Here is a 2,462-nt window from a genome sequence, read left to right as displayed (position 1 = left end):
GGAACATATCCACCGGCTGAACCTCCTGTGTCGCATATCCCCCATCCTCAAGAACACGCAAATCCCGTGCGAGCGTCGAAGGGTTACACGATACATAGACGATACGCTCCGGTTCCATATCAAGCATGGCTTTAAGTAGCTCTTCATCGCAGCCCTTACGTGGTGGATCGACCACGATCACGTCCGGGCGGAGCCCTTGGTTGCGCCACCATGGCATCAGCTCTTCGGCTTGTCCGACATAAAATTCAGCGTTGTCCATTTTATTCAGACGGGCGTTTTTCTTCGCATCGGTAACGGCTTCGGGAACGACTTCGACGCCGTACACTTTTTTCGCTTGCTGGGCGAGGAAAAGGGAGATCGTGCCAATGCCGCAGTAGGCGTCAATGACGGTTTCGCCGCCGCGAAGGTCAGCGTATTCGAGCGCTTTGTCATATAGATTCTTCGTCTGGGTCGGGTTGACCTGATAGAACGATTTTGGTGAGATCATGAATTTAATATCGCCGATCATATCGTAGATGTATTCGTCGCCCCAGATGACTTTGGTTTCTTTGCCGAGAATCACATTGGTCTTCTGATTATTCACGTTATGAACAATGGACTTCACACTTGGAAAAGCGTCACGGATTTCATCAATCAGCTTGTCCTGTTCAGGCAGGTTCTTCGTTTTGGTTACGAGCACAATCATAATATCTTTCGTTGTCTGCCCGGTGCGGACCATAATATGACGCAGCGTGCCGCGATGGGTGTCTTCATCATAAGCTGAGATGCTGAGTTCCGTGGCGATGTGCCTTACGGTTTCCACCATGCGGTCGTTCAGCTCATCCTGGATAATACACGTATCCATATCAATAATGTTGTGGCTGCGCTTCTGGTAAAAGCCGGTCTTGAGCTTTCCGTCTTCTTTTTGTCCGACGGGAATTTGAATTTTATTACGGTAGCGCCACGGGTCGGCCATTCCGATCGTTTCGTGGACAGGAACGTGTTCGAGGTGTCCGATTTTCTTCATCGCGTTTTTCACCTGATTGTGCTTCATCTCAAGCTGCATGCTATAGCTCATGTGCTGCAGCTGGCAGCCGCCGCACTGGTAATACACATCACATGGCGGCTCGACACGGTCTTCGCTTTCTTCTTTTACCTTCAAGAGCTTACCGAAGCCAAAGTTCTTTTTCACTTTGACGACTTTTACTTCGGCTTCTTCCCCGGGAAGACCATACGGTACGAAGAGCGGATAGCCATCCACTTTCCCTACCCCATTGCCTTCATGGGTTAAATCCTCAAACGTCAGGTTTATGGTCTGGTTCTTCTGTACGGGCGGCTTTGGTTTTGCCATCATTCATCCGTCCTTTTCTACTTAGACTCTGTGTTCGTAGTTTATCACAAATTCTAGTGTTTCATGAAACCATTAGAAAACGCCGCTGCCCCGGATAGGACAGCAGCGCTTCACGATTCTTCTAATTCGCCTGGAAATTTATCCTTCGGTAAGAAGAAATCCAGGTGGCGGTATAGATTCACAAATTCTCCCGGCATCATGCCGCCGAACTCACCATCAATGTTCAACTGCATTTTCTCATCCGTCTTCACCTTCACGCGGCTTGCGGTGGTGTGAATGAACTTCGGATGATTCAAATGGTTGCCTTGAATCGCAAGTGTGGCGAGACGGACGAATTCGGCAATGTTCATTTTTTCAATAATCATTAAGTCGAATAATCCATCATCCATGCGGGCCGATGGAGCCAGTTTCTCCAGACCGCCGACGGAGTTGGTATTGGAAACGAGAAATAACATGATCTCTCCTTCATACCATTTGCCGTCATACTCTATTTCGACGCGTGTCGGACGGATCGAAGGCAGCATTTCAATTCCTTTAAGATAATAGGCCAGCTGTCCGATCATGGTTTTCAGCTTGCTAGGAACTTCATAGGAAATCTCGGTGATCTTTCCTCCCCCGGCAATGTTCATAAAGTAATGACCGTTCACGCGGCCGATATCCAGCGGCTGAGTATGCTCTTCCAAAATGATATCGACGGCCTTATGAATATTTCTTGGTATATTTAACGCACGTGCAAAATCGTTAGTTGTCCCGACTGGAATGATGCCGAGCTTCGGTTTGTGGTCCTGTTCGGCAATACCATTAATCACTTCATTAATGGTTCCATCCCCACCGGCAGCTACGACTACATCAAACTCCCGATCTACAGCGTATTTTGCAGCTTCGATCGCATCTCCGGCACGGGTGGTTGCATGTGTCGATGTTTCGTAGCCGGTTTGTTCAAACCGCTGCAGAATATCAGGGAGGACTTTACGAATGAGTTCTCTCCCAGAGGTCGGGTTATAAATTATTCGAGCACGTTTCATGGTATGACCCCCTCATCCAGGCTTGTTCCATAGAACATCATAGCTCTTTTTCCTGAATTTGAAAACACTTTTTATAGTATATGATGGGTTTTCCTCATCCATACGAA

General features: G+C 48.0%; 2 protein-coding genes. Both read right to left on the bottom strand.

Annotation, left to right across the window (positions count from 1 at the left end):
* A partial coding sequence (gene rlmD / locus WAM07_RS03695; protein WP_422164873.1) for a 23S rRNA (uracil(1939)-C(5))-methyltransferase RlmD occupies positions 1–1,330 on the bottom strand: 1,330 nt, incomplete at its 3' end.
* 110 nt (positions 1,331–1,440) lie between these two features.
* Positions 1,441–2,355, bottom strand: a complete 915-nt coding sequence (locus WAM07_RS03690; RefSeq protein WP_422164872.1) for a diacylglycerol kinase — start codon at positions 2,353–2,355, stop codon at positions 1,441–1,443.
* Positions 2,356–2,462: the final 107 nt, after the last annotated feature.

Source organism: Halobacillus sp. (genome assembly GCF_049282395.1).
Taxonomy (GTDB): Bacteria; Bacillota; Bacilli; order Bacillales; family Halobacillaceae; genus Halobacillus.
This window is presented reverse-complemented; position numbering and strand designations above follow the sequence as displayed.

Bases quoted from the DNA above. Each gene is read 5' to 3' on its own strand.
- WAM07_RS03690 (WP_422164872.1), bottom strand. From the start codon at position 2,355: ATGAAACGTGCTCGAATAATTTATAACCCGACCTCTGGGAGAGAACTC.